26 protein-coding genes and 1 pseudogene are annotated in these 25,494 nt (G+C 39.7%); 8 read left to right on the top strand and 19 right to left on the bottom strand.

Annotation, left to right across the window (positions count from 1 at the left end; translation table 11 throughout):
• Positions 1–95: 95 nt before the first annotated feature.
• Together FZC78_RS11465 and FZC78_RS11460 are read right to left on the bottom strand one after the other, a co-directional pair.
• Complete coding sequence (locus FZC78_RS11465; RefSeq protein ID WP_148939840.1) at positions 96–512, bottom strand: universal stress protein; 417 nt, start codon at positions 510–512, stop codon at positions 96–98.
• Between the two features lie 22 nt (positions 513–534).
• Positions 535–1,941: a SulP family inorganic anion transporter gene (locus FZC78_RS11460; RefSeq protein WP_148939995.1), complete on the bottom strand. Its 1,407-nt coding sequence runs from the start codon at positions 1,939–1,941 to the stop codon at positions 535–537.
• Between the two features lie 360 nt (positions 1,942–2,301).
• Between FZC78_RS11460 and FZC78_RS11455 the strand changes: the two genes are divergently transcribed.
• A complete protein-coding gene (locus FZC78_RS11455; RefSeq protein WP_148939839.1) occupies positions 2,302–2,484 on the top strand; it encodes a helix-turn-helix domain-containing protein in 183 nt (60 codons plus the stop codon).
• A 424-nt stretch (positions 2,485–2,908) separates the two neighbouring features.
• On the opposite strand, the gene FZC78_RS11450 is transcribed toward FZC78_RS11455, so the two are convergent.
• The 3 genes from FZC78_RS11450 to FZC78_RS11440 all read right to left on the bottom strand — a co-directional run bounded on the left by FZC78_RS11450 (position 2,909) and on the right by FZC78_RS11440 (position 5,570).
• A complete protein-coding gene (locus FZC78_RS11450; RefSeq protein WP_148939838.1) occupies positions 2,909–3,328 on the bottom strand; it encodes a universal stress protein in 420 nt (139 codons plus the stop codon).
• Positions 3,329–3,340: 12 nt separating this feature from the next.
• On the bottom strand, positions 3,341–4,789 hold the full coding sequence (locus tag FZC78_RS11445) for a SulP family inorganic anion transporter (RefSeq protein WP_148939837.1): 1,449 nt from the start codon (positions 4,787–4,789) through the stop codon (positions 3,341–3,343).
• 361 nt (positions 4,790–5,150) lie between these two features.
• The gene (locus tag FZC78_RS11440; RefSeq protein WP_148939836.1) at positions 5,151–5,570 is read right to left on the bottom strand and encodes a DUF2500 domain-containing protein; all 420 of its coding nucleotides are present in this window, start codon (positions 5,568–5,570) and stop codon (positions 5,151–5,153) included.
• 306 nt (positions 5,571–5,876) lie between these two features.
• Here FZC78_RS11440 and FZC78_RS11435 point away from each other — a divergent pair, with 306 nt between their 5' ends.
• Entirely contained in the window at positions 5,877–6,431 is a 555-nt protein-coding gene (locus tag FZC78_RS11435; RefSeq protein WP_148939835.1) for a CBO0543 family protein, read from the top strand.
• A 549-nt stretch (positions 6,432–6,980) separates the two neighbouring features.
• Positions 6,981–7,610 carry a class I SAM-dependent methyltransferase gene (locus FZC78_RS11430; RefSeq protein WP_148939834.1) on the top strand — a complete coding sequence of 210 codons (630 nt, stop codon included), beginning with the start codon at positions 6,981–6,983 and terminating at the stop codon, positions 7,608–7,610.
• Positions 7,611–7,755: 145 nt separating this feature from the next.
• Here the strand turns inward: FZC78_RS11430 and FZC78_RS11425 are convergent, their stop codons facing one another.
• The 4 genes from FZC78_RS11425 to FZC78_RS11410 form a co-directional block, all read right to left on the bottom strand.
• Positions 7,756–8,226: a small multi-drug export protein gene (locus FZC78_RS11425; protein WP_252183596.1), complete on the bottom strand. Its 471-nt coding sequence runs from the start codon at positions 8,224–8,226 to the stop codon at positions 7,756–7,758.
• Between the two features lie 84 nt (positions 8,227–8,310).
• On the bottom strand, positions 8,311–8,916 hold the full coding sequence (locus tag FZC78_RS11420; RefSeq protein WP_148939832.1) for an ABC-2 transporter permease: 606 nt from the start codon (positions 8,914–8,916) through the stop codon (positions 8,311–8,313).
• Positions 8,909–9,775 (bottom strand): ABC transporter ATP-binding protein, encoded by an 867-nt coding sequence (locus FZC78_RS11415; protein WP_148939831.1) that lies wholly within the window; start codon positions 9,773–9,775, stop codon positions 8,909–8,911. Before FZC78_RS11415 ends, FZC78_RS11420 begins: the two co-directional genes overlap by 8 nt.
• Before the next feature lie 4 nt (positions 9,776–9,779).
• Complete coding sequence (locus FZC78_RS11410; RefSeq protein WP_148939830.1) at positions 9,780–10,151, bottom strand: GntR family transcriptional regulator; 372 nt, start codon at positions 10,149–10,151, stop codon at positions 9,780–9,782.
• A gap of 739 nt (positions 10,152–10,890) precedes the next feature.
• Here FZC78_RS11410 and FZC78_RS11405 point away from each other — a divergent pair.
• Positions 10,891–11,697, top strand: coding sequence for a serine/threonine protein kinase (locus tag FZC78_RS11405; RefSeq protein WP_148939829.1), 807 nt, complete (start codon positions 10,891–10,893; stop codon positions 11,695–11,697).
• Between the two features lie 440 nt (positions 11,698–12,137).
• Here FZC78_RS11405 and FZC78_RS11400 read toward each other — a convergent pair whose 3' ends face one another.
• The gene (locus tag FZC78_RS11400) at positions 12,138–12,491 is read right to left on the bottom strand and encodes a hypothetical protein (protein ID WP_148939828.1); all 354 of its coding nucleotides are present in this window, start codon (positions 12,489–12,491) and stop codon (positions 12,138–12,140) included.
• A gap of 196 nt (positions 12,492–12,687) precedes the next feature.
• Between FZC78_RS11400 and FZC78_RS11395 the strand changes: the two genes are divergently transcribed.
• Together FZC78_RS11395 and FZC78_RS11390 are read left to right on the top strand one after the other, a co-directional pair.
• Complete coding sequence (locus tag FZC78_RS11395; RefSeq protein WP_148939827.1) at positions 12,688–12,894, top strand: hypothetical protein; 207 nt, start codon at positions 12,688–12,690, stop codon at positions 12,892–12,894.
• 465 nt (positions 12,895–13,359) lie between these two features.
• On the top strand, positions 13,360–13,587 hold the full coding sequence (locus FZC78_RS11390) for a hypothetical protein (RefSeq protein WP_148939826.1): 228 nt from the start codon (positions 13,360–13,362) through the stop codon (positions 13,585–13,587).
• A 133-nt stretch (positions 13,588–13,720) separates the two neighbouring features.
• Here FZC78_RS11390 and FZC78_RS11385 read toward each other — a convergent pair whose 3' ends face one another.
• The 8 genes and pseudogenes from FZC78_RS11385 to FZC78_RS11355 all read right to left on the bottom strand — a co-directional run bounded on the left by FZC78_RS11385 (position 13,721) and on the right by FZC78_RS11355 (position 21,070).
• Entirely contained in the window at positions 13,721–14,320 is a 600-nt protein-coding gene (locus FZC78_RS11385; RefSeq protein ID WP_148939825.1) for a DUF6944 family repetitive protein, read from the bottom strand.
• A gap of 150 nt (positions 14,321–14,470) precedes the next feature.
• Positions 14,471–14,953, bottom strand: coding sequence for a DMT family transporter (locus FZC78_RS24760; protein WP_353733571.1), 483 nt, complete (start codon positions 14,951–14,953; stop codon positions 14,471–14,473).
• The gene (locus FZC78_RS24755; RefSeq protein ID WP_353733575.1) at positions 14,896–15,315 is read right to left on the bottom strand and encodes a DMT family transporter; all 420 of its coding nucleotides are present in this window, start codon (positions 15,313–15,315) and stop codon (positions 14,896–14,898) included. The genes FZC78_RS24760 and FZC78_RS24755 overlap by 58 nt, the downstream gene beginning before the upstream one ends.
• Before the next feature lie 305 nt (positions 15,316–15,620).
• Positions 15,621–17,234, bottom strand: coding sequence for an aspartate 4-decarboxylase (gene aspD, locus FZC78_RS11375; RefSeq protein ID WP_148939824.1), 1,614 nt, complete (start codon positions 17,232–17,234; stop codon positions 15,621–15,623).
• A 405-nt stretch (positions 17,235–17,639) separates the two neighbouring features.
• A pseudogene (locus FZC78_RS11370) lies at positions 17,640–18,518 on the bottom strand (SDR family oxidoreductase).
• 604 nt (positions 18,519–19,122) lie between these two features.
• Positions 19,123–19,692, bottom strand: a complete 570-nt coding sequence (locus FZC78_RS11365; RefSeq protein ID WP_148939822.1) for a class I SAM-dependent methyltransferase — start codon at positions 19,690–19,692, stop codon at positions 19,123–19,125.
• 15 nt (positions 19,693–19,707) lie between these two features.
• Entirely contained in the window at positions 19,708–20,631 is a 924-nt protein-coding gene (locus FZC78_RS11360) for an NAD(P)/FAD-dependent oxidoreductase (protein ID WP_148939821.1), read from the bottom strand.
• Between the two features lie 25 nt (positions 20,632–20,656).
• On the bottom strand, positions 20,657–21,070 hold the full coding sequence (locus FZC78_RS11355; RefSeq protein ID WP_148939820.1) for an RrF2 family transcriptional regulator: 414 nt from the start codon (positions 21,068–21,070) through the stop codon (positions 20,657–20,659).
• Positions 21,071–21,472: 402 nt separating this feature from the next.
• Here FZC78_RS11355 and FZC78_RS11350 point away from each other — a divergent pair, with 402 nt between their 5' ends.
• Positions 21,473–22,225 carry a LysM peptidoglycan-binding domain-containing protein gene (locus FZC78_RS11350; protein ID WP_148939819.1) on the top strand — a complete coding sequence of 251 codons (753 nt, stop codon included), beginning with the start codon at positions 21,473–21,475 and terminating at the stop codon, positions 22,223–22,225.
• Between the two features lie 422 nt (positions 22,226–22,647).
• Here FZC78_RS11350 and FZC78_RS11345 read toward each other — a convergent pair whose 3' ends face one another.
• A complete protein-coding gene (locus tag FZC78_RS11345; RefSeq protein WP_148939818.1) occupies positions 22,648–24,594 on the bottom strand; it encodes an LTA synthase family protein in 1,947 nt (648 codons plus the stop codon).
• 124 nt (positions 24,595–24,718) lie between these two features.
• Between FZC78_RS11345 and FZC78_RS11340 the strand changes: the two genes are divergently transcribed.
• Positions 24,719–25,282, top strand: coding sequence for a recombinase family protein (locus tag FZC78_RS11340; protein ID WP_148939817.1), 564 nt, complete (start codon positions 24,719–24,721; stop codon positions 25,280–25,282).
• The last annotated feature ends 212 nt before the right edge of the window (positions 25,283–25,494 follow it).

The raw sequence follows: 25,494 nt of genomic DNA, 5'->3' as shown, positions 1-25,494 counted from the left end.
AATAGAATAAAAATAAGTAGTCTCAAAATTAATTATAACCTCACTAAAAAACCTGTATCTCAATTTCAAATGAGATACAGGTTTGCAAAATGAAATTATTTTACTATTAATACTGGACATTTTACATGCTTAGCGACTTTATGGCTGACGCTTCCAAGGATCATGGTTTGTAAGTTATTCAAACCACGGCTGCCAATAATGACACAGTCCTGCTGCTGGTCATTGGCAAAATCAATGATCGTAGGACCAGGTTCGCCGTGAGGAAAATGAAGTTCATATTTGACACCTTCGTTTTCCAACATTTCTGTAACCGGCTGAATTTTTTCTTTACGCTTTCTTTCAATCTCAAACTTGCTGGCGTTGTGTAACACGTCGTACTTGGAAGTATCGCCGTCAATGACATATACGACATTGATGCTGCTATTGAATTTCTTGGCAATTTCGATTGCGTGTTCAGCGGACCTGATGGAGTGTTTAGATCCATCGATTGCAAGTAGAATTTTGTTAAACATGTTATTCCTCCGTTTAAAAAGTTTAATGTCCGGATGCTTTTGATAATCCGCCAATTTTTCTTTTCAGTTGTGAGCTTTCATCATTCATGCCGGTATAATGGACACTAATTCCGTTTTGCTCAAACTTCGTCTCAATTTTATCCAGGGCACCGATTGCAGAATCATCCCATAAATGAGCATTGCTTAAATTGATTTCGACTTCTTTAATGTCTTCTCGGAAGTTAAATTTTTTCGGCAGATCACTAACGGATGCAAAGAAAATTTGTCCATGCAAATGATAAACCTTTTTTAATCCATTGCTGCTGAGTTCTTCAGTGATCTTGATCTTTGAAATTTTTGCTGCAAAGAAAATGGCACTTAGAAGAACTCCGGCCAGAACCCCAATAGATAAATCATGTGTTACTACTACAGTAACAACAGTAACAACCATTACAACTGCATCTGTTTTCGGCAGTTTATGAAGACTCGTTAGTGATGACCAGTCGAACGTACCAATGGCAACCATAATCATGACACCCGCTAAAGCGGCCATTGGAATTTGGGCCACAATATCTCCCATAACGATAATTAAGAACATCAAGAAAACACCTGCAACGAGAGATGAAAGCCTGCCTCTGCCGCCCGATTTGACATTAATGACAGACTGGCCAATCATGGCACAGCCGGCCATACCGCCGAAGAATCCAGCGACAACATTCGCATAACCTTGTCCACGGCTTTCTTTGTTCTTGTTGCTTTCCGTATCTGTCATATCATCCACAATGTTAGCAGTTAACAGGGACTCCAACAGGCCAACAATCGCAAGCGCTAGTGAATATGGAAAGATGATCATCAGTGTTTCGAATGTTAAAGGAATCGAAGGAATCAAGAAAATCGGAAGCTGTTGTGTGAGAGTTCCAAGATCCCCTACGGTTCTAATGCCAATATCTCCGAAGATGACAACCGCTGTAATGACGACAATCGCTACTAAGGTGGAAGGAATCGCCTTAGTCACTTTTGGAAGTAAATAAATGATAGCTAGAGTAAGAGCAACCAAGCTGTACATAATCCAGCTTTCACCTTCAAAATGTTGAAACTGAGACGTAAAAATCAAGATGGCCAGCGCATTTACAAAACCAACCATGACCGATCTTGGAACAAACTTCATAACACTGGCAAGTTTAAATACTCCAAAGAAAATCTGGATAATCCCGGTCAGGATTGTGGCTGCCAGTAAGTACTGCAGGCCATGATCAGCGACCAAAGTAATCATCAGCAGCGCCATTGCTCCTGTTGCGGCTGAGATCATTCCCGGCCTTCCTCCTACGAACGCAATAACAACTGATATACAGAAGGATGCATACAGACCAACCATAGGGTCTACCCCTGCAATGATTGAAAATGCAATTGCTTCAGGAATTAACGCTAATGCCACGACGATACCTGCCATTGTATCTCCTTTTATGTTGCCAAACCATTGTTGTTGTATAGTATTCAAGTCAGCACCTCTTTCTATTTTAATAGTAACTTTTGACTCTCACAAAAGTTATTTCCGTTTTCAACAAAACGAATCATAGCACAAAAAAAGCGCTCTTCAAAATCCCATGTAAACGCAATCATCAGGAATTTACTTCTTATTATTCATGTTTTCTTTCAAAATCTATAGTAATCATTAACTTTATAATTGAGTATAACCATTTATAAATGAGTATAAATAAGTCTATTTCAAGCTAAACGGTAGTGGTTTTTCAATAGTATCAGCAGTTGTGTTATGATGGTCTTATGTATTTTTTAATTTGGAGGCGTCCTTATGACAAAAGAAATCATGACAGTATCACAGGTCGCAGAGTATTTACAACTGAGTGAAATGACCACATATAAATTAGTACAAGAAGGAAAAATTCCAGGATTCAAGATTGGAAGGCACTGGCGTGTCAAGAAAGACGACTTGAACGACTTGATTGAGCGGCTTAAGAACGGAGAGAGAATTTAATCAAAAAAAACGAGGCTGTTCCATCATGGAACAGCCTCGTTTGTCAATATGAGTGGAACAGGGGATCACTTTATTGGCTTTAACGATCATGAGCTTCGTTTTTCCTACTGAAATAAAATTGCACTAACATTGTAATCAGTCCCCCAACATTTAGTAAAAACATTGATAAATAATAAACCGAATCGCTTCCATCTATTAAATATGAAGTGTATCTGCCCGCATTAATTAGTAGAATAATAATAACTATTGAAAAAGTAATTCTATTCATTTGTGAAGCTCCTTTATACTGCTAAGTTTACTTATCCTTTTCTCCCATCTTCTTCTATACCAGGTTATACGGCTGCCACTTTAAAAAGTTTCATAAATTCAAGATGCCTTAAAAATTCAAAAGGCTGTTCCGCAGTATGCAGAACAGCCTCTCTTCTTATTTCACAATCAACACCGGACAATTAGCGAGTTTGGCAACTTTATGGCTGACACTTCCCAACATAAATTCCTGCAGGCCGTTCAAACCTCTGCTCCCGATAATTGCAATGTCAATTCCATTTTTATTAATATGATCCACTATCGCGGGTCCAGGTTCTCCGTGCAGAATGGTTAGTGTGTAGGAAACTCCACTTTCTTTCGCAAGCTTCTCTACGCCTCTCATCCGCTCGATTCGAGTATCTCCTATATCACTGGTATTCCAATTTGAAAGAACGTCAGATTTTGCCCGGTCGTGATCCACGACATACACTACTTCAACAGTTGACCCCTCACTGCATTTGGCGATGTGTATGGCGTTCTCAGCAGCACGCTTTGAATGCTCGGAACCATCCGATGCGAGTAAGATTTTTTTATACACACTCATTCCCCCTTAATGTGATCCAAGTTTGTTTGCCAGTTTATTAACTAATTCTGTACTGTCTTCGTTTAATCCTTTAACATGAACAGGAATATTGCTGCTTTCAAATTTATAAACAATTTTGTCGATAGCCGCTACAGCAGAATCATCCCAAATATGGGACCTGCTTAAATCAAGCTCGACACTGTTTACCTTTTCTTCATAATCGAATTTCTTCAGCAGGTCAGTTACAGAGGCGAAGAAGAGTTCTCCATTGATTTTATAGGTTCTCGTCTCTCCTTCCAAAGTGCTATCCACACGAATTTGCGAGATCTTCGAGACAAAGAATACGGCACTCAGTAATATACCGGTGAACACACCTATTGCTAAATTATGCGTTAAAACGACGGTCAGCACAGTGACAATCATCACTGCCGCGTCACTTTTTGGAACGAGGTTCAGCGTTTTGATTGAGTTCCAGTCAAATGTACTGATGGAGACCATGATCATTACTCCTGCCAGCGCGGCCATCGGAATCCTCACGACAATATCTCCGAGGACAACGATGAGAAACATAAGAAATATACCGGCTACCAATGCGGACAGCCGTCCCCTGCCTCCTGATTTTACATTAATGACTGACTGCCCGATCATGGCACACCCTGCCATACCGCCGAAAAATCCGGTAATGATGTTTGCGATTCCCTGTCCCCTGCTCTCGACATTCTTGTCGCTTTCAGTTGCGGTCATATCATCTACAATCGTCGCGGTCAGTAACGATTCAAGCAAGCCGACGACTGCAAGCGCCAATGAATAAGGAAAGATGATGATCAGCGTTTCAAGGGACACCGGGATGTCAGGAAAGAAGAATTCCGGCAATGATTGCGTAATGGTTCCCATATCTCCCACGGTGCGCACCCCTATATTTAGAAAGATGGCCAAAGCTGTAATTACGACTATTGCCACCAAAGTAGAAGGAACAGCTCTGGTTACATAAGGGAAAAGATAAATAATCGCTAATGTCAATCCGACAAGCAGGTAGATGATTAGTTGTTCTCCTTCAAAATGCTGTAACTGAGAGGTGAAAATCAAGATAGCCAGCGCATTGACAAAACCAACCATGACCGAGCGTGGAATAAACTTCATGTATCGAGCTAACTTGAATACCCCAAAGAGAATTTGCAGAACTCCTGTTAAAATTGTGGCAGCCAGTAAATACTGAAGTCCATGTTCTGCAACAAGGTCAATAAATAATAGCGCCATTGCCCCGGTGGCAGCCGAAATCATTCCCGGTCTTCCTCCAACAAAAGCGATGGTAACGGCAATCGTAAAAGAAGCGTACAAACCCACCATGGGATCTACCCCTGCGATGATGGAAAATGCAATCGCTTCGGGAATCAAAGCTAACGCCACGACCAGCCCTGATAAAATATCGCCTTTGACATTGCCGAACCAGGCTTGTTTATATGTACTTTGTTCCATGGTATCTCTCCTTTCACTACTCTTTTTCATAAACTTTGTTGCTTCTTCAAATGAATTAGTAGATTAACCTTGAGACTGTATCGAAATATCTGTTAAGCAAGAAAAAGAACTGTTCAGTGGTGAGACCCCAAAAGCAAGGTGATGGATATCTTCAAACAGCTTTCTCTTTCTATTTCATAACGCCGTCTTCTTAAGATGTCCATCCATCACCAAAAAAACTACAATTCCTGTCATTTCACACTTGAAAACCCTCCTAACAAACAATCCATAATAATAGGCTTACCCTAATAAATGGGTAAGCCTAACCTCTAAAACGGATTTTTTTATTCTCCTATTTCTAAGATAACCATCCAGCTTGACCTCAATCCTGCTCCTTCGTCCCTCTATCCCTCTCAAACCCCAAATAACGAGTGCCTTGAAAGGTAAGCTTCCCAAAGTCCTCCTCGGAAAGAAGGCCGAACTCTTTTCCAGAAACATGGAATTCACTGCGGTCTCCGCTTTCAAACTCAAACGTAACAAAGTATTTTGTATCGGAACTTGAGGAATGGTGATGGTGGATATCATGATCTGAATGGACACTCGACCTTCTGGCAACATGTGTCCGTTTCGATTTAACGAAAGCTTGCACACTCAGTTTAGGTGACTGTTCATTCTTATTCCACTGACTTATCCCTTTAATGCCTGAAAATAGAATACTGCCAATGACAATAATAAAAATAATGCCTATAAAAATAGGGACAACTTGAAACATCAAGTCTCCCCCTGCAAATGGATCTGACATGATCATCCTCCTTTCTATACCTTTTAAGTCTTCTACGAACGAAGGCGTGTTTTAGTTTCAATTTCAAATGAATGATTATTATTAGCGCTGCTTATATATGATTTTCCTTAAAATTATTTACAAATCACTACATCAACAAAAAGCTTATTTTCAAATATGACCTTTAAGGCTTTTAACGTTTTAGCCTTCTTGTTTAGGTCCTTGGAAATAGTCATGCAGAGGCTGGACCACTCTCCCTTTTCTTCAAGGGATAAACCATTGGCCGCCGGGAATATTAACACTATTCCTTATTAAAGGGTGAATAGGATGAATGTGGAACGAGATCATCTATCGAAAGTACGCAAAATAGAAGACCATTTATTTTCACTGGAAGCTGAGGGCTGGTTTCGTTATGAATTCCTTACAGAGAAGTGGTTTATTTTGCTGGCTTTTTTTCTTGTTCCCTGGATAATATGGATTTTCCTCAAGAAAAGGCACTTGCTGACTGAATCTGTTTTATTCGGAGTATTGGTCATGTTCATTACCCTGTTAGTTGATACAGTCGGCCTGCAATTTCAATTTTGGGAGTATCCCATCGAATTTTTACCAGTCATCCCAAGAGGCTTACCGTTTGATGTATGCATGGTCCCGGCACCCTATATGTTGATGTACCAATATTTCCGTACGTGGAATTCGTTCATAAAAGCCCTCTTGGTCATGGCCGCTTGCTTTGCATTTATAGGTGAGCCCTTTTCCATATGGCTGAATCTTGTTCATTATATCAATTGGCACTATTTCTACTCCTTTGTTTATTACATAGTGCTTGGAATCAGTATCCGGTTTCTAATAATCAAAATTAGAAGATACGAATCCTTGAAATAGTCAGATATTTCATCCTGCAATTTTGTTAAGGTACCAACCTCGCAGACGATATGTATAATTTTCCAGCTGAAGGCGACATCAGAAAAGCTTTAAGAATTAAAAGATTTGCCCCAATAAATGAGCTACTAGAGGTCTTATGAAGTTCTTTTTAACTCCTTTTTCATTTTAAAAAATAACAATGTTCTTTAACAGAGCCAACTACAAAAAGCATCTATTTTTAAGCCTTTCAATTCAAATAAGAGAGTTTTTTTCCTCAATTAAACCTATTTGCAAAAAGATTTCCTCTATTAAATATAAACTGCTTTCAAAAAAATTCAGAGAGCTTCTGGTTACTGTTCTTCCCTCATTAAGTAAACAGGCAGAGGAATCTTACGAAGGGTTACACCCGTATATGATGCTCTATATTATTTAAAAGCGTATATCGCAAGTGAAAGATACATTACCCATAAATGAAAGCCCATTTTCAATAGAATTTGAGAAAGACTGAGTTCCATGAGAACATAAAGAAAAACTCCTGAATAAACTATAGCAGGAAAGGAGTTGAAATCTTTGCCTATTATAAAGATTGAAAAAATGCAGGACTTGCAGCCCGAAGTCTTAAAGCATATTAAACAGACAGATAGTGTCATAGACATCGGCTGCGGCATTAAACCTCAGCAAATAATTAAGCCGCAGGTTCATGTGTGCATTGAACCTTACGCTGAATATATTGAACACCTAGAGAAGAACATTCAAAATCGTGATCGAATATATATTCTAATTAATAGTACTTGGGACATCCTAAAATATCTCCCATCCAATTCAGTAGATACAATCATTTTTACAGATGTTATTGAGCATTTAGAGAAAGAGGATGGAAGAAAATTAATTGGGCAGGCAAGAAGAGTCGCGAGAGTTCAGGTCATTCTGTTTACACCGCTCGGGTTTCTTCCGCAAAGCCATCCTGACGGAAAAGATGCTTGGGGATTAGACGGAGGTAAATGGCAGAATCACAAATCCGGCTGGGAACCTGGAGATTTTGACAGCAGCTGGACAATTTTCGTTTGTGAAAAGTTTCATTTTGGAAGACATAACGGAGAGTTATTCGACGAGCCCTACGGTGCTTTCTGGGCGATATTAAACATCGAGCGCAAAGCAAAAAGCAGCCAAGCCTTTACGCTTCTATTGCCAGAGCAGTAAGCCTTATGGAGAAAACAGCCAGCTTAAAGAGCATCTTACAGAGGTACTTTGATAGATAACCACTCCTGGACTTATCCATGGAGTGGTTACTGATATACCCTAATTATTCTTTCTATCACCCTTGTGAAAAGCAAATCATTTCCTATTACTCAAAGAAATTTCGCTCTTCATGTCCTAGTAAATCAATTCCAAAATGAACCAAAATGGCAAACGTCAGACTCCAAAGCACAATACTGCCAACCATCCAATAGGCAGTGTTCTTTTTTGATCCTCCAAAGGTTAAGCACATTATAGCTGTAAGATGACTTCCAACCAACAGAGGACCAATGATGGCCAACCCTGGCAAACCGTATTTTTTCCAGAGCTTCTGGGCGCGCAGCCCTCTTTTGCTTTCTTGTTTTTCTTTTCCTTCCTTCTTCTTCTGTCTCCACTCTTTAATCTTATTAATGAAGACAATCACCAACAGTACTGTTGCTATATTTCCTAAAAGTCCTAAGATGATGACAGGCACTGGCGTTAATCCCGCGATGATCGCTAATGGAATGACACCATATGCCTCAAAAAAAGGTGCTGCCGCTAATAGAAAAACCAGGATGTACCCCCATAAAGTATCCAAATCTCTAATCCCCCAACTGTTTTATATTCATTCTTATTATAATATAAATGGGTTGACACATGGATGGAATATACACGTTACAAATCAAAATGCTTTCCGCTGATAAATAAAGTGGCTGAACCCCCAAGATCCCGCATAAACACTGAACACGACAATAGCAGCTCCTGTATAGACCACAGGTATAGACAAGCCTGCAATAAAGTCGATGAAAGCAGTTGAATTCTGAGTTAAATAGATGACAGCTTTAGGCCCGACACCTGCTAGAGCAAGAAAGGTAATAAGAATCACTGTAAAAATATGCCCTGACTTAAAAATGTAAAATAAAGGGAACGAAAAGGAAGAAAATAATAAGAACAAACTGGTGCTGATCGCAATATCCTTCAATGTAAAGGGTACATCGAATACGACTAATGACAGGCTGGTCACCCCTACTGCAGCGAGCATATGACCAATGGCTCCTAGGTAACGCGAGGCGATAATTTCCGATCGGGTATAAGGCAGGGAATTTAATAAAATGTTGGTCTCTGCTTTTTCATCATAGGCATAGGCATTAAAAGGAATAAAAATACTCGCCACAAGAAAAGTCATGACGGGATGTGAGCCCATCAAAATAAAGAAAAGAATAATTGGGATAAAGAATACGAGCTGCCATTTTTGAAGAATGATATCCCTCCTGATTAAATTAAGCATGCTGCTTCTCTCCTTTCAAGTAGTACATTATATCTTCCACCGAGGCTCTTTCAATGACAACTGAATCTCCAAAAATATTCTTGATGGTATTGAGATCATCTGTCAGTGCTTCAAATCCCGTTGAAGCCCGCTTGATATGAAGAAATGCTTTTTCTGTGTCTCGATCGAGAAGATCCAGACCACCTTTCACAAGGGCATAATTGTCTTCCATCTCGTGAACGGAATGATGAAATACCAATTCTCCATTCCGCATCAAAGCTATGTAATCAGCGATTCGATCCAAGTCGGTTGTAATATGGGTTGAAAAGAATATTGTGCGTCTGCTATCGATCATTAACTCCTGTAAAAGATCGAGCAGCTCGCGATGAAAAATCGGGTCCAATCCGGCTGTTGGCTCATCCATAATGATCAATTCTGCATGATGCGAAAGGGCAATTGCCAATGAAGCCTTCATCTGCATCCCTTTTGAAAAGGTCTTAATCGCTTTATTAAGAGGCAGCTGGAATTGTTCTGTGTACTGGTAAAATAATTCATCGTCCCATCGCTTGTATGCCGGACCTACTATTCTCTTAATATCCTTTAAGTTCAAACCTTCATAAAATACATTGCCGTCATATACAAAACCGATGCGCTCCTTAATTTCCTTTTCATGAGTTTGATAATCCAGACCAAACACTTTTATCTCACCGCTATCCGGCTTTAACAGATTCATGATCATTTTGATCGTGGTTGACTTTCCGGCTCCATTTGCCCCAATGAATCCCGTTACATATCCCTGTTTCACCTGTAGATCCATATTGTTCAAGGAAAACTCTTTGAATTCCTTTGTGACATTTTTAAATTCAACTACATTTTCCATTTCATCACTCCTCATAAAGAATCTTCATTAACTCTTGAAGCTCATCCAGTGACATTCCGATCTCCCTGCTGTTTGTGATGACTGCACTCAGCTGCTCTTCAATGACTTTCTGCTTTTTTTCCCATATCATTTCTAAATTCTGTTCAGCAACAAACGAGCCTTTGCCAACAATGGAATAGATAAAACCTGCTTTCTCCAATTCTTCATAAGCGCGCTTGGTTGTTATCACACTTATTTGCAAGTCCTTTGCAAGCTTGCGCATCGAAGGTATCGCGGCCCCCTCCTGAAGCTCACCTGTTAAAATAGATGATTTGACCTGGTTCGTAATTTGTTCATAAATGGGCTCCTTTGAACTGTTGGATATAATAATTTTCATGCAAAACCCTCTTCTGTCATTTTTTCAAGGTATCTTTGTATTAAGGTAAAAACGTTAAAATTGCCAGCCGAAAGAAAATTGTATATATACTTTACATACATTATATACAAATGTAACACTTAAATACAATACTTTTCGGTATTTAATTGTCTAATTAAATAGAAAACTGCTTGTTTTTTTATCTTTGATTTTCTCAACCCAGTGCAAATTGATGAATTTTTCAACTGTTTTCCATTAAGAACCTGGCCATCATACTACTTGCTTCCTGAGTTCTATGATCCCTTCCACAGTAACTAATCTGCCTTTCTCGCTCATAAATAGTTATTGCTTAATCCGTCCCCAACTGCTAAAGTTAAATTATAATTAAATACTCCAAAGGGGAGTAGCTTTTACAATCAGGTCGTCACTACGGGAGAAATCCTCGGCCTGGTCGGCAGCATTTGTTGTTAGCGAGACCTTTGCCTTGATTGGTAAAGCCCCTTTTTACGCAGACACTTTACCATCTTTCGGCAGAGTGTTTTTTATATTTTTAAAAAAATAGAAACGGGGAATTATCATGTTAAAGAAAATCTTAAAAAGTCTTCTCAGCAGTAAGTCACATCGCAGATACTCCAGCAGCAGCCGCTATTCAAAAAAAAGATATTCCGGCCATCACCCTTCCAAGTATGGTCATTCGCATTATAAGAGAAAACATAAATCAAGCGGCTTCTTCAGATCTTACAGCAGCAGCTGATAACAAATGCTTCACTTTCTTAAAAACTTATGGAACCTCCCTCTAAAAAAAGGAACGACCCTTAATGAAAGATACAGCATTCTATATTTTATTGGGCAAGGAAGCTACGGACAGGTCTATTTGGCTTCTGATAAAAAGAAGGATGAGATCGTCGTGGTTAAGCGGAACAGAAAGCGAAAAGGAAAGAATTGCGAAGGAATGCTTATTGAAGAGGCTGAAACCCTTTCCAAGCTGGATCACCCCTCCATACCCAAAAAGATCGATCTCTTCCAAGAAAGGAAAAATGTGTACCTTGTGATGGAGCATATCCACGGGGCGAATTTTGAAGACCTCATTTTGAATGAAGGCCGCATTTATTCTGAAAGAGAGAGCTTGTCCATTCTCCTGGAGGTTACTTCAATTGTTCAAAACCTGCATGAGCGTCAGTGCATCCATCGTGATCTGCGCCTGCCCAATATTATTCAAAACGAAAAGGGCATTCATGTTATCGACTTTGGCCTTGCTGTATTTGACGAAAATTCTCATACTCAGTCTTTACAAAATAAAACTTCTGAAAAAGACCTTTTTCGTGAAAACTCATATAAAAGTGATTATTATGCATTAGGACACTTTCTTCTCTTTTTGCTCTATTCCAACTTTCAACCAGTTTCCAAGCAAGAACGGACCTGGGAAGAAGAACTAAACATATCCGAGGATACCAAAAAGGTAGTCAGAAAAATGCTGCGAATAGAAGAGGCATATGATCATATCAATGACATCTCTGTTGATGTTGCAGCTATTATTGAAAAGCTTCAACTTAAAAAACAAGCATGAGGAATCTATCCTTACGCTTGTTTTTTTATTACCGGTTCTGCTTATATACTTCCGGTGATGGTGAAGGAACTGATGAAGGTAATCCGGCATCTGAAGAAGACAACGAAGGAATGTTGAACGAGGACCCAGAAGAGAGCGATAGTGGCACTTGGCACTGACACCAGACCTAGATGAAGAAGAAGATTCTGAAGAAGAGTAATAAATGCTTTAAATTTCAAAGATGACTTCCCCAATTAATAGATCTTTAATAACCTCCAGAATTCCTGGAGGTTACTTTCATTAAGTATGAATTATTGCTTCCCTTCCAACCACCTCTTATAGATCTCCATATGGCAGGACGTATAATAAGTTGTTCGGTTCCGAACTTCTTGCTTTCACAGAAGAAGCACCGATAACAGCATGCCCCTTTAAAGGATGGTGATTATGATATCCACCCATCATCAACTCTGATGATAAAGCGAATTGATAATGGAAAGAATGCTATATACCCTTCCTGAAAAAAGAAACAAATCATCATAATTGTGCTCGATGAATTCCTCTATAATAATTATCTTTTCATGTACTTTTTCGATGTTCACCAGAGTTTGTTTTTCTTCGTCCTCATACTTTGTTAGCCGGATCAGCTCATCGGTTAAAACCTGAAGCCTGAATTCCTCCACCAGCAGGTTCAGCCGATATAAAATATCCTGATTCAAAACGATGAATGAATGTTGCCGGTATGTTCGATTCACTAAATCTAAAAAACCTTGTAAGTTCAATGCCAGCAGCTTTGCAGAAGACATATTGAAATTCACAGCATCCCCACCTCTTATATCCCTTTTTAATATATATAGAAAGGTACAGGAACAATCATTCCAAGTACAAACTGCGAAAATGGATAGAAATCACTTTACCCCAGTAAAGCCCTATAAGGAACTATCCCTTTGCAAAAAAAAAGAGCCCATCAGAAGATAAAAATGGTAAAATATAGTGAAAGGGGTGTTTTTTTCAATGAAACAGTTTTCGCTTTTTCTCGTGCCTGGCAAAGAGAAGAGTCCTAATGTAACAGTATGGGTGAAGAAAATTAAGGATGGCTATATCGCTGAATATAAAGAGGTAATGGTCCAGGGTAAAAATCCATTCGAAGCTGCGGAAGTGTGTTATGAATTATTGTACGAGGATTACCTTGAAAGAAAAAAGAAACGCGGCAGGCAATAGTAGTCATATTTCTCCATGATTAAGGGTCTTTTGCACCAGTACTTAGCTCAATACCCGAATATCGGCCCTTAATAGATTATAGAATTCATTATATCAAACCTGAAGCGATGAAACTTCTGATCAATGTAAGATGGTAAAACGAGTTGCTTTCAGAAATCCCTGGATACTAATTTTTTCAGTTTTCAAAGGGAGAGCAGCTCCTATCTGCCTAACTAAAAGGTCTCTGATGTAAGACAAAATCACTAAAATTTTTACCTTAAACAACCACAAATTCAACAAAATAAGACTACCGTTCCTCTTAGACCACTGTGCTATAATACATTAAAAGGAGGGGTTAAAACTGGAAGAAGTGTTATATCAAATATTGCTGGAATTAAGACAAGGTCAAAAATTGGCAGTTGAAATGAATGGAAGTCTTGAGAAAGTTGAAGGTTCTGTCGGAAACTTGGAGAGTTCTTTTAAAATATGAAAGGTACTGTTAATGGTTTAAAGGATTCTGTCAGAAGCTTAGAAGGCTCTGTTGATAAAGTACAAGAAACAGTAGATAGGATTGAAGCATCCCAAACTCAGGATGTAGTTGCTTTGTTAAAGACTTCTCGTAAATACACTGAGTCCGAATTTGATTACCTTAATAGCAGACTTACACACATGGATAATCACATCTTTAAGTTAGAAAAGCGTGTAGAAAATTAAAGAGGTCTCTTCGAATAAGAGCAGTTCCCTTTAAATAAGGCAATTCTTAGACTACATTCTAACGCCCCATAAATAACGCCTAAATATGCAATAACACTATATTGAAAGTTTTCATTTCCTTTTGAAAGAAAGCTTACTCTTCTGATTCCAATTTCTCCGTCAATCCGATTGCAGCAACCGTCACTCCAGCTGTTTGAATATAATTTCCTATTGCTTTAATTCTTTCCCCCAATTTCATTTGACCCTTAACAATGTACAAAGCCCCTATTGCTTCAATGAGAAGTCCGAATGACTGGATGAGATTCCCTGAAACCAAAGTCTTTAAGAAAGGGCTTTCTTCTGATGAACGTAATCCAACTGTTTCACTTAGGGCTCCTAGAAATTGAACAGAGTCTCCTAAGACGTCAAGCTTGAAGCCGCTCTCTTCCTCTTCGTCTAGAATAAGAAGGGCTGCAGCAACATTGGTAACGTTTCCTGCTGCCTGAAGCCAGGCACCGAAGATAGTAAGATTCATACGTTTTTCAACAGCAGCCTTTTCTCTCCCTATAGCTTGAAGTGAGTTTCCCGCAGCTTCAATGCCATTTCCAATAGCCACGAGCTTTAAGCCTTTTTCCACCGAAGATTCTTCTGAAGTGCTGGCTAAAATCGTCCCGCCGACAGAAACTATAGCCGCTCCAGCTGCCTGAATCCAGCCCCCTGCTGTTTCAAGCAATGTACTGTAAAAATCATCCACATTTCTCACCCTCTTCATTCCGGTTTTCTTTATATCATTGTATGAATACAATGATATGATGTGGTCCCATTCGCCTAGAGGATGAGTAGAATGAATTATTAAACTGGTTTTTTAACTGCCTTCTATCCGGTATAATACCAGACTGCAAACTTACCCAGACTGCTTTACACTAAGTAAAGTGATGGTAGTAAGAATGATCGCCATTCCAAGGTATTGAATCAGGTTCAAGTGGTCACCCAGAATCAAGAGACCAAATAATGAAGCTGTGACCGGTTCGATCATTGCCACCATTGAAGCTGTTGTCGGAGCAGTCTTTTGAATGCCAAGGACATAAAATATAAAGGAGATTCCCACACCGAGAATTCCTAACAGCAGAAACCAGCTTATGTCAGCTGAAGTCAATACACTAGCTGCTTCCCCTTTGTTCGATAATAGAAAAAGAATGATACAAAATGAAAAAAAGGCAATGGTTAATGTGGTTTGCAGCTTTCCAATCGAAGAAGCGTTTTTGAATCCAAATATAAACAGTACATAAGAAAGGCCGGCAGCCAGACCAGCTGCTATCCCTAGAAAACTTATTGAAATGGTTTCGAGATTGTACGCGCCTGTAAGGAGGATGATTCCTGCAAGCACCCCTGCAATGGATCCCCTTTTAAACCAAGTCGAACGCTCTTTTCCCAGCGCGGGAACGAGAGCAAAAGGACGAAGACAGGAGCCGTGTACATTAAAGTAGAAGCAATAGGAATGCTGGCAGCCTGAATGCTCAAGAAATAAAAAGTGAAATTTCCGGCGACGCCTGCCCCTGCCAAGATTGACCATAAATAAAAACGCCTATTGGAAAACCAATTCTGTTTAACTTGAAACAGAAACCATATGAAAAAACATAGGAATCCAACAGCTCCCCGGTATAGCGAGATCACAATTGGATCCCACCCTTTCCCCATTAAAATACCGGCAATTCCGCCGCTAATGCCCCAGCATACAGCGGCTAACATCATTAACCCTACACCTCCGTATTTCATCGTCTTCCTCCTGTATTAAAAGGCTTTCACCTGTATTTACATAACAAGGAATAACATGCTTACAATATTAGCAAGAATTGAACCATGCTCCTTGAAAAAGGTATTACGGTAATTCCCTTGATTACACACCTAAAACCTGGTCAGTTCAAATAAACAGGAAAAGAGCAGATGAAAAATTTCCTCTGCCGTTTCACTGTTATTTTTCAAAAATTATTTGCATCCCATGAGCTTCAAGGTATTTTTAAAAATGGTTTGTTTACATAATAATATTATGGTGATTAAACTTGTTCTTTCCACTCAACCAAATAATCATCCAGAACCATCTTTAACTCCCGTCCAATTTCAGAGTATGCCTCATCCTCCAAATTGGCAAGAGATACACGAATCGACCATTCGGGAGCCATGAAACCTTCTCCGCTCATTAAGACGATGGAAGACTTTTCAGCCAGGCGGTACAAGATATCCACCGGCTTATAATTCGTTTTCAGGTAATCCAGGAACCCTTCTTCATAATGAAGTTTGCACCAGATTTCCAAATCAATCTCTGTATAGTAGTCAGCGTCGTTCGGCAAATGCTTCTTTGGCAGCTCCAAGCCCTCGTATAATAACACCATTCTTCTCTTCAATATGTCATTCGTTTTTTGCTTATACTTATTCTTCTTATCAAGCATGGCGAATATTGAAAAGATTGCCATCTGGATCTGCTGGGGTGTTGATAAGCCAGCCGTATGGTTCAGCGCAACGTCCCTGCTGTCGGCTACCATTCGGTCAATGAATTTCAATTCATCCGGATTCTGTGTAAGCGACGCATACCTTTTATTTAAAACCGTTCTCTCTACTTCCGGCAGCTCCCGGATCAACTGGTCAAACACACTGTTTTCGTTGATTGCGATGGTCCCCAGCCGCCAGCCTGTCACACCAAAATATTTTGAAAAAGAATACACCCCAATCGTATTATAAGGCAAATCAACCATCAGAGACCGGAAGCCTTCAACAAATGTACCGTACACATCATCCGAGATAATCATGAGGTTCGGATTATCATTTTTTACGATGTCTATGATCTTCTCAATGGATTCTTTTTTTAAGGCGACAGATGGCGGATTGCTTGGATTTACAAGAAAAAGTGCCTTGATATCCTTATCCTTTAACTTGTCCAGCTCTTCTGCAGGGTATTGCCAAGTATGATGGCCTTCTTCATCAATTTCAGCCGCCCGGATATTGACGAGATGATAATCATTGTTGGGCAGTTCCGGTATTTCTATGTATGGAGGGAAAATAGGAACCATCAGGGCGATTTTTGATCCGTGGGGCAGAAGATGATTTTTGTAAAGTGTCTCAAAGATATAACACATCGCGGCCGTTGCCCCTTCAACAGCAAAAATATCAAATGTGCCGCAAGTCGTATCGCTGCCGCACATCTCTTTGGATAAAAAATCATGAACAACTTTTTCCGTCCTGACAAGCATACGGTCAGGATTAGGATAGTTATCGCCGATGATTCCATCTACCAATTCATAGAGCCAGGCATCCTTTTCAAACTGTTTTGTGTGGATCCCATAATCCACAATTTCCTTCAACAAAGAAATCCCGGGTGCTGTCCTATGTTCCTCAACATACTGATAGAATCGGTCGGCCATCCCCGCATGATTTGGCATCCCGGCGAGATCCCCTTCATTCCAGACCCTTCTCGATTCCGTAACTGCAAATTGTCCGAGAGCGAAAAATGCTTCCCTTGGTGAAGCGGCAATCCAATTGGGATTCCCCCGGCCTGCATCAAGCATGGACCTCGTCATTCTCTTTTTTCCTGTTGCCAGATCTATAAGTTTGTCTTTCAACTCAAACGGACTGATTTTCTCCAGCTTCCGACTTTCCTGTTTTGGATCATCCATAGTAATCTCCTCCTAAAAGAACTGCAGTACTTCTAGGAAAAGTATGCCGCAATAGGACTTGGAATATTATTGTAGTTTTGGATTTCTTTTTATAATCGACAATTATTAAAAATCGAGCCTTATTTTAATGAGTCAATCGAGCGGCCGGTAACCTTATCTCAATAAACGTAAGACGTTTTTTTAGAGCTTCCGACTCAAGTGTTGGTTTATAACAATCCCACGTCAGGAAATTTTGGAAGAAGCGCTATGTTGGGTTGAGCAGCCCAGAATTTAAATTTAAAATAAAGGGAGTTTTAACCGTTAAATGCAATAATTGAACTGAAATCTCCTTATAACTGAAATAATAGGAAGAGCTGGAAAGCCATTTCTGCTTATCCAGCTCTTTCTTTACTGCCAGGCTTTTTTTTAAGAGGACATAAAGCCTCCGCCGTTTACATGGATGAACTGGCCCGTCATATAGGCAGATCCTTCGGAAGCAAGGAGGATATAAGGTTCTACGAGATCCGCAGGCTGTCCGGGACGACCAAGAGGTGTGGAAACCCCGATGGATTCCTGCATGTCTTCTGGCATCGTCGCTGGTATCAGCGGAGTCCAGATCGGTCCAGGTGCTACACCGTTAACTCTGATTGCTTTTGGAGCCAGTTCCTGCGCAATGGAACGAGTAAACGATACTATCGCACCTTTTGTAGACGTGTAGTCAATTAGGGCCTTGTTTCCAACATAAGCGTTGATGGATGACGTGTATATCAGGCTGTCACCACCAGATAAATGGGGAATGGCTGCTTTTGTAAAATGGACCATTGAGAAAAAGTTAACATCAAATGTGTGTTTTAATTGCTCAGCGCTGATATCGAGTACACTTTCTTTAACTTCCTGGCGCGCGGCGTTATTAACAAGGATGTTCAGCTTCCCATGCTGCTCCACGACGTCTTCAACAACCTTAAAGCAAAATGCTTCATCTGCTGCATCACCAGAATGAAGCGTGCATTTGACCCCTTCCTCCTCGATGCGCTTCTTTGTATCCTCAGCATCTTTATGTTCATTAAGGTAGGCGATGGCTATATCTGCTCCTTCTTTTGCATAGCCAATCGCAACTGCTTTTCCAATCCCGCTGTCTCCTCCTGTAATTAAGGCCACTTTGCCTTTCAGCTTGCCTGAACCGACATGACTTTCTAATTCATAGACAGGAACCGGGTTCATTTTCCTCTCTACTCACGGCTGCTCGGCTTGTGTTTGAGGAGTAACTCCGTCAGATAATACTTTCTGTTTGTCTAATTTACTCAATCAAGACGCCTCCTTTTATTATAGTACTATACTTTTAATTCCTTCTCTGTTGATAGGTTAAACCTCTTTTTAAATATGGCTTAGACGCCGCCATTTGTTCTGAGAGTTCTTCTGGAAGGAAATAGAGAAAATTCCACCTATTCACTTGAAATTCTGCTTCTCCTATCTCAGCTAGGGATCATTTTCATGTCCACCATTTGTCTATAAATAAAAACCACCAATGTGAACCGGTGGTTTTCTCTGCGAAGGGAAGCCTTTCTTACCGGACTCGAACTATAAGGCCAGCCGAATGATTTTCTAAGCATTTTATTTCTATCGTTAGCTTTTAGAAAAATGGGCAGATCAATCTTAAGTTTTTGTCCTCTGAAATATGAATTTCAAACGAAAAAAATCAGGTTAGTTATCCATTGTTTACCTGCCAGTCCTTTTACAATAGTTTCGCTTATTTATCACTAAGCCGGCCTCACTATAACCAGTATTTCGTTTCTTGCTTCTGCTTGCGTCCGAGCTCCGGCAATCTAGTCTGTTAAAGATCTATAATGAAAAAAGCTAATACATACATTATAGATATTTAATATCTATAATTAAGCAAAAGAATAAGTAGTTAATCAGTCTTCTTTGCAATGAGCATATATAGAGATTCCGCTGGAAAAACTTTTTCTGAAATTTGGAATCCTGCTTCTTTCAATTCCACTTCCATTCTTTCTAAGTTAATTCTCGGTACTTTCTCTGAACTTACTTTTGGCTCAAGTTCCAAGCAGATCAGATAGCCTTCTTTCTTTAGTAAAGTATACATTTGCTGCATGAGAGGTGCCAGCGGCTGAATTTCATGCAGGACCAGCGAAGCGATGATGACATCAACAGAACCTTCACCCAAAGGAAGTGCCTCGATACTTCCTTGAACAGCAATGATATTCTCCTGGTTTTCCTCTCTTGATTTCTTCTTTATTATCTCCAGCATGGATGGGTCAATGTCTAGTGCGTAGACGTCACCCTTGATCCTTTTAGCCGCAGGAATGGAAAAATAACCAGTGCCTGCACCAAAGTCCAAAATATTGTCCTTTTCTTTTATTGGAATCATGTTCAGCAGTTGTTCCGGAGAGAATTCTTTTCTTCGTTTGGGACTTTCCAAGTATGATATTTTCCTCTTGTACCTTCCGTGATGGTGATGCATAAAAATTCTCCTTTTCTATAAAGCTGTTTTTTCTTCCTGATTGAATTTTTCTTCTATTAGTTCTGCGTTTACAGCTATAGCTGCCATACTCCCTTCTCCTGCTGCAATAATCAATTGAGAGGGCCCGGCTATTTTTGTATCACCGCAAGCAAACACCCCTTTTGCACTTGTACGATTCCAACTGTCTGTTTCAATTCCTTTCAGCTCGTTTAATGTATATCCCAAGGAAGATTCAAAAGAAGCAGCCGGTTTCCAATCTGCAGCTATAAACCCTCCTTGGCGGAGAATCTCTGAATCATCTTCTAACTGGATTCTTTCGAGTATTCCTTCCTTGCCAATCAGAGCAGTGATTTTCTTGTCATTAAAACCGATACCTTTACTAATGAGCAATTCTTTTTCGTCTGCCGAAAGACCTTTCCTTCCATTCGTGAAAATAATTAAATCGTTCGTCCAGTTGGAAACCACTTTCGCCATATGAAAAGCCTTTTGTCCCTCTGCAATGACAGCAAGCGGGCGGTCTCTCAATTCCCACCCATCACAGAAAGGACAGCTGAACAAGCTCTTTCCATAGAATTCCTTCACCTTTGCGATGTCTGGAAGCGTCTCCTTAAAGCCGGTTGCAAGAATGATCTTTTTCGCATGGTACACTTCACCGGCTTCCGTCTTAACCTGAAATAAGTCATTATCTTTGTTAATGAGCTCCACGCGCTGTTTCAGAATCCTTACGTCCGGGTACTGTCTTAATTCTTCCTGCGCTATCCTTTTCAATTCCTGCGGGTTAATACCATCTCGCGTGATAAAACCGTGCGAGTGGGAAGTCACCGCATTCCTCGGTTTGTTGTCATCGAACAGGATGGTTTTTCGCCTTGATCTTCCAAGAACGAGCGCAGCGTTAAGTCCAGCCGGACCACCGCCAATTACAGCACAATCAATGATCATATTGAACACTCCTTTACAAATTTTCTTAGCTTTTTTCTTTCTTCTGTTTGAGTTCTGCCTCTTTCGCGATATCAATTAACAGCTTTGATTTCAGTTCAGCTTTCATGTTTTCCTCTGACTGCCTCATGACATTTTCAATTAAACAATCTTCATGATGAATGGAGCATTCAAAGAAACTGGTATCACCTTCAATCGCATTAATTACATCCAAAAAGGAGATCTCCTGTTTTTTTCTCGAGATTTTATACCCTCCCTTTGCGCCGGGTGTGGACTCAATCAACCCAGCTTTCGTAAGTTTAGTTAATATTTTTGAAAGGTACGTAGGGGAAAGATGCTGCATTTCAGCTAATTCCTGAACCCCCATAGAGCTTCTGCCAGACTCCAGCATTAAATGGACCATAGTATGCAGAGCATAGTTTGTGGCATTCGAATACCTCATACAATTACCTCCTCGGTTTTAAAAAAAGGCTGTTTTCCTCATAGATTGTTGCTTTCGGATATCCCCAAATACTAAGGTTTTCCTCCCTAACTAGAGGATGCAGCTCCTTTCTTTCTTACCATTATTTTCGTTGATTTAAGGTGACATCTGCTCATTTAATGTTAAATAGCGACAAAGTTTACGAAAAGAACCTAAAAAGATATTAAGGACTCTTAATGTCTTTAATAAAAATAACAATAGCACCCTCCCTTAAGTATGTCAACTTGCAGATTAAGGATATCCCTTAACACTTCACCCTCTGTAAAAAATTGGTTTCACTTATAAGGACTAGTAACCTCAATGTTTGATGAAACATATTTAGGATAAAAAACTAATAGACACCTAATAAAAGGAGGAGTTCAGATGAAGAACACTAAGAAACTATCAACTATAGCTCTTGCCGCAGGTTTTATGTTAGGCGCAGCTGGAACAGCCAGTGCGGATGAAATTGTGGTAAAAGAAGGAGATACCATTTGGGGGATCGCCCACGATTATGGGGTCGATGTCACTGACCTAATAGAAGCAAACGCTGATTTCGATCCATTAGCGTTACCTATAGGAGAAGTGATTGGAGTCGATACAAGGGAAGAAGTTCACTTAGTTGGAGATGGAGACACGTTAGAAACCATAGCAGCAGATAACGATACTACAGTAGATGAACTGATCACCCTCAATCCTGGCATCGATCCCTATCTTCTATTACCAGGTGATGGAATCGTAATTGGAAGTGGTGACGATGAAGTCGTGATTGCATTGGAAGAGGAAAGCCAAGAAGCAGAACAACAAGAGAATACTAATGAAGCATCCGATGATGATAGTAATGTAACGCAAAATGCAGATGCTAATGAAGAAAATGAAGATAATAATGAGGAAAGTAATGAAGATAGTAGTACAGTAACTAACAATGAAGAAAACACCGACGAGCAAGCAGGCAATAACACCGAAGATGCTACTGTAAATGATAATAATGAGCAAGAAAACAATGAAGATAATAATACAGAAGAGAACATTGATGAAGAATCGAAAAATGAGGAAAGCAATTCATCTCAAACACAAGTTGATGAAGAAGAAAGAGAAAAAGATGATGAAATGATGAATGACTATCAAGGTAAGTAAGATTCATTCACTATATTTATTATAGTTAGTGATAAAATAATATAATTAGCCTCTCACTTACAATAACTAAACAATGAATGAACAGCAGCGGATTTCGCTGCTGTTTTTTCATTGCACAGCTGGGCGAAAGGACATTTCTACTTCGATCATATACTAGATACTGTTTATGACAACTCTTCTAACTTGGAGTTCATTTGGGAAACAAGATCCTTATATAATTAAAGCTTTTTCATTTCCTCATTCGTAATGAGCATATCGTATTCTTTAGTCTCCCATTTAAAATACAGCGGAAGGTCACTCCATAGCTCATCCAGATGGAGAAACGTGAGTGTCACCTGTACACCCTTTTCCCAAAAAAAGCTGACTCTCTCATTAAGAAAGGAGTCAGCAAATAATTGTTCTGAGATGATGTGGAAGATTCATTACTGTAATTCAGCATCATAGTCATATTGGGTACGATCTACTTCTTTAAAGCCTTCTGGTGTGTAGAACCGTAATAAATCGCCATTAACCACTCTATCTGAGAGGCTTAACTTTTGTTCCGCTATCTTTTGCATTTCTTCAGCTTTTTCTCTTTCGTCACTTGGCAGCAATTCGCCTGTAGAAGTATCATAGAATTTCCCTTCAGCTGATGAGATATCCTTATTTACGAAATCTCCATTTCTGAATGGGATAATATCATCATGTTCTTCTGAAAAGATATCTGTTCCAAAGTGCAAATACTCATCAGACTCGATTCCAAGCAAATGAAGGAGAGTTGGAAGCAGATCAATTTGTCCCGCAAATTCATGATTCACTTCTCCTTCCATGCCAGGGACCCTGATGAATAACGGCGTCCGCTGCAGTCCGGCACTTTCAAATGGGGTAACTTCTTTGCCGATAACTTTCTGCATTGCAGAATTGTGATTTTTGGATATTCCGTAGTGGTCTCCATACATAACGATAATGGATTCCTCGTATAAACCAGACTCCTTCAGGTAATTGAAGAATTGCTCCAGGGCTTCATCGGCATATCTGGCTGTCTGGAAATAATTATCTACCGTTTTATCACCAGTTGTATGTTTACCGATGGTAGCTTCTTCCTGATCCATCGTAAACGGGAAATGATGGGTAACGGTAATGAAGTTCGCGTAGAACGGTTCAGGAAGTGATTCCAAAAAAGGAATCGACTGCTGGAAGAAAGGCTTATCCATCAAGCCGTAATCAGCTAGATCCTCCTGTTTAATATCAAAGTATTGATCGTCATAAAAATGATCATATCCAAAAGATTTATAAACCTCATCCCTATTCCAGAAGCTCCCGGTATTACCATGGAAAACTGCAGAGGTGTAGTCTTGCTGCTGTTTTAAAATAGCAGGAGCTGAATGATAGGTATTCAACCCTTTTGTTGTAAAAGCTGAACCTTGTGGCAGACCATATAAAGAGTTGGCTACCATATACTCTGCATCAGCCGTTTTCCCTTGAGCCGTCTGATGAAAGAAATTATCAAAGTAGAACGTGCTTTCTTCATCGGTCAAAGAATTCAAGAACGGTGTCACTTCTTCGCCATGAAGTTCATAGTCAATGAGGAAATTTTGAATAGATTCCATGTGAACATAGATTACATTCATCCCTTCCCCTTTTCTAAAATAGTCAGGGTTTGGATCCGCATGGTTCGATTTCGTATAGTTCTCTATCTCTGTCGCGTCATCACTGCTGGCCAAAGCCCGCTGCGCACTCGCTTTTGTGCTTTGATAAGCATCATAAATCGTATAATTATAGACTCCCAGATACTTAACAATGTAGTTCCGGTCAAAGCCTCTCTTTAATAATTGGGGACGGTCTATTTCCGATATTGCGAGATTGACCCCTGATATCATTAAAGCGATCACCAACACCCTTTTAACCCTCTTTGATGTCACTGTGTTGATTTCTGGTCTATTAAATTTCAATACAAGGTAACCTAGAAGAAAAACAACATCCGCAAAAAACAACAGGTCGACAGGCTGCAGGAGAGTCCCTGCACTGCTGCTGACATTCGCAAAGTTCTGGGTCTGCATTAAAGTTGGAATTGTAATAAAATCATTAAAAAATCGATAGTACATGGCATTTGCAAATAACAGAATGGACATTATAAAATAAATCACCATGAGAATGATTAATTTCTTTCTGCCTTTAAAAAGCAAAGCCACACCTAGAAACAACAACGAAGAACCTAATGGATTCACAAAAAGCAATATGTGCTGGATTAGATTTTCAATTCCTAAATTAAATTGAGTTAATTGAACGACATACGTTTTCAACCAAAGTAATACAACTGCCATCACGAAGAAGAAAGTGAATTCGTTTGCAAAATTAGTTGTATTCTTTTTATTTATTAGGGTTTTCATAATTCCACTCCCTTTTCCATAAATACAACTTGTGAACGTTTTACAAAATCTTAACATATTCTGTCCCAAAAAGGAACCATAATGGTATTATACAAATATGTAAATCACTGAAGGAGTGTTCATTATGCTAATTGGGTATTCAAGACCTTCCAACATAGATCCAAACTGCGAACAGCAAAATGCGCTTCTATATAAAATGGATTGCGGCAAAATTATCGAGGAATCTCACTCTTCTTCAAAAAATAGACATGCTCTCGAACAATTGCTGAATGACCTGAAACCAGAAGACAAGCTCGCGGTTGCAAAGCTTTCTAGTTTAGCAGACTCCCTTCCCCATCTCCTTGAACTACTTACTACCATTGAGGAAAAAGGCGCTTTTTTTCTATCAATTGAAGAGGAAATCGAGACGGAGATAGATAACCATTCTTCTTTCAGGAACCATTTAAGACACATTTTAAAATTCGAACGTGACACCATCAGTTCCAAAACCAGAGAAGGACTAAAAGAAGCAAAACTAAGAGGGATCTCAGCCGGCAGGCCAAAAATCCCTGATGAAAACATAAAATTGGCATTAACCATGTATCAGTCCAAAGAGTACTCTTTGTCTGAAATAAAAACCAAGACAGGAATAAGCAAGTCTACTCTATACCGTTATCTTGGAAATCAAAAAATTAATTCTTTGGAATAACGGAATTAGAGAATGTGGGACGGAGGGATCTCGTATACCTGCGCGGGAGTGGCCTCCTGGAGTAGAATTAAGAGTGTCTAGTTCCAGCGCCCAGCCCCTCGGGGTCAAATAACTCCAAGAGAATAAAAGGATAGAGCACCTTTTTTTCTCTTGTGAACATTTGCCTGTCGGGGCTGACCAAGGGGCGTCCACTTTAACAAATAGAGGGAGAA

The sequence above is a fragment of the Rossellomorea vietnamensis genome (assembly GCF_008180415.1).
GTDB lineage: Bacteria > Bacillota > Bacilli > Bacillales > Bacillaceae_B > Rossellomorea > Rossellomorea vietnamensis_C.
Note: the sequence above shows the minus strand (reverse complement) of the source record. Positions and strands in the feature narration are given on the sequence as shown.

What these genes read in the sequence shown, in the direction of transcription:
- FZC78_RS11465 (WP_148939840.1), bottom strand. Translation starts at nt 512, where the DNA reads ATGTTTAACAAAATTCTACTTGCAATCGATGGATCTAAACACTCCATC.
- FZC78_RS11460 (WP_148939995.1), bottom strand. Translation starts at nt 1,941, where the DNA reads ATGGCAGGTATCGTCGTGGCATTAGCGTTAATTCCTGAAGCAATTGCA.
- FZC78_RS11455 (WP_148939839.1), top strand. Translation starts at nt 2,302, where the DNA reads ATGACAAAAGAAATCATGACAGTATCACAGGTCGCAGAGTATTTACAA.
- FZC78_RS11445 (WP_148939837.1), bottom strand. Translation starts at nt 4,789, where the DNA reads ATGGAACAAAGTACATATAAACAAGCCTGGTTCGGCAATGTCAAAGGC.
- FZC78_RS11440 (WP_148939836.1), bottom strand. Translation starts at nt 5,570, where the DNA reads ATGTCAGATCCATTTGCAGGGGGAGACTTGATGTTTCAAGTTGTCCCT.
- FZC78_RS11435 (WP_148939835.1), top strand. Translation starts at nt 5,877, where the DNA reads ATGAATGTGGAACGAGATCATCTATCGAAAGTACGCAAAATAGAAGAC.
- FZC78_RS11420 (WP_148939832.1), bottom strand. Translation starts at nt 8,916, where the DNA reads ATGCTTAATTTAATCAGGAGGGATATCATTCTTCAAAAATGGCAGCTC.
- FZC78_RS11415 (WP_148939831.1), bottom strand. Translation starts at nt 9,775, where the DNA reads ATGGAAAATGTAGTTGAATTTAAAAATGTCACAAAGGAATTCAAAGAG.
- FZC78_RS11410 (WP_148939830.1), bottom strand. Translation starts at nt 10,151, where the DNA reads ATGAAAATTATTATATCCAACAGTTCAAAGGAGCCCATTTATGAACAA.
- FZC78_RS11405 (WP_148939829.1), top strand. Translation starts at nt 10,891, where the DNA reads ATGCTTCACTTTCTTAAAAACTTATGGAACCTCCCTCTAAAAAAAGGA.
- FZC78_RS11395 (WP_148939827.1), top strand. Translation starts at nt 12,688, where the DNA reads ATGAAACAGTTTTCGCTTTTTCTCGTGCCTGGCAAAGAGAAGAGTCCT.
- FZC78_RS11390 (WP_148939826.1), top strand. Translation starts at nt 13,360, where the DNA reads ATGAAAGGTACTGTTAATGGTTTAAAGGATTCTGTCAGAAGCTTAGAA.
- FZC78_RS24755 (WP_353733575.1), bottom strand. Translation starts at nt 15,315, where the DNA reads ATGTTAGCCGCTGTATGCTGGGGCATTAGCGGCGGAATTGCCGGTATT.
- aspD (WP_148939824.1), bottom strand. Translation starts at nt 17,234, where the DNA reads ATGGATGATCCAAAACAGGAAAGTCGGAAGCTGGAGAAAATCAGTCCG.
- FZC78_RS11365 (WP_148939822.1), bottom strand. Translation starts at nt 19,692, where the DNA reads ATGCATCACCATCACGGAAGGTACAAGAGGAAAATATCATACTTGGAA.
- FZC78_RS11360 (WP_148939821.1), bottom strand. Translation starts at nt 20,631, where the DNA reads ATGATCATTGATTGTGCTGTAATTGGCGGTGGTCCGGCTGGACTTAAC.
- FZC78_RS11355 (WP_148939820.1), bottom strand. Translation starts at nt 21,070, where the DNA reads ATGAGGTATTCGAATGCCACAAACTATGCTCTGCATACTATGGTCCAT.
- FZC78_RS11350 (WP_148939819.1), top strand. Translation starts at nt 21,473, where the DNA reads ATGAAGAACACTAAGAAACTATCAACTATAGCTCTTGCCGCAGGTTTT.
- FZC78_RS11345 (WP_148939818.1), bottom strand. Translation starts at nt 24,594, where the DNA reads ATGAAAACCCTAATAAATAAAAAGAATACAACTAATTTTGCAAACGAA.
- FZC78_RS11340 (WP_148939817.1), top strand. Translation starts at nt 24,719, where the DNA reads ATGCTAATTGGGTATTCAAGACCTTCCAACATAGATCCAAACTGCGAA.